This window comes from Dyella japonica DSM 16301, assembly GCF_001010355.1.
Lineage (GTDB): Bacteria > Pseudomonadota > Gammaproteobacteria > Xanthomonadales > Rhodanobacteraceae > Dyella > Dyella japonica.
The window spans coordinates 1-534 of record NZ_JPLA01000169.1 but is presented as its reverse complement, the minus strand read 5'-3'; the positions used below and the strand labels follow the sequence as shown (position 1 = coordinate 534).

Genomic DNA, 534 nt, shown 5'->3' with positions numbered 1-534 from the left:
GCCTACTAACAAAGATGCTCTGGATTTTGTAAGTAAAGCCCAATGTCAGATTTTGAAAGAATGCCAGAACTTGGGAATGGAGCTGTACTTCCAGATTGGTGAGCCTTGGTGGTGGGATGGTTCATATAATACAGGTGAGGGTAAGAATGCTCCTTGTATTTATGACCCTAAAACTATGGCTTTATACAAAGAAGAGACAGGTAATGATGTACCTACTCCATGGATTAAAGACATCTTTGCTCCAGTAGAAGAACATCAGTGGCCTTATGTAGATTGGCTATGCACCAAACTGGGTCAATCCACTAACTACATACGTGACTATGTAAAAGGTAAGTTCCCTGATGCACAGGCAACCCTTCTGTTTTTTACACCACAGATTATGTCCCCTGCATTTGAACTAACAGGTCGTTTAAACTTCCCTGAGTCAGAGTGGATATTCCCTACCTATGCCTTTGTTCAGATTGAAGACTGTGGCTGGATTATTGGTGGAAGACCCGCCCTGGTGCCACCGACATTTGATGCTGCCGCGAAGAG

1 protein-coding gene is annotated in these 534 nt (G+C 43.6%); it reads left to right on the top strand.

Annotation, left to right across the window (positions count from 1 at the left end; genetic code table 11):
• The coding region (locus Y882_RS20410; protein WP_046973436.1) for a non-contractile tail sheath protein at nucleotides 1-534 on the top strand (534 nt) is incomplete at both ends.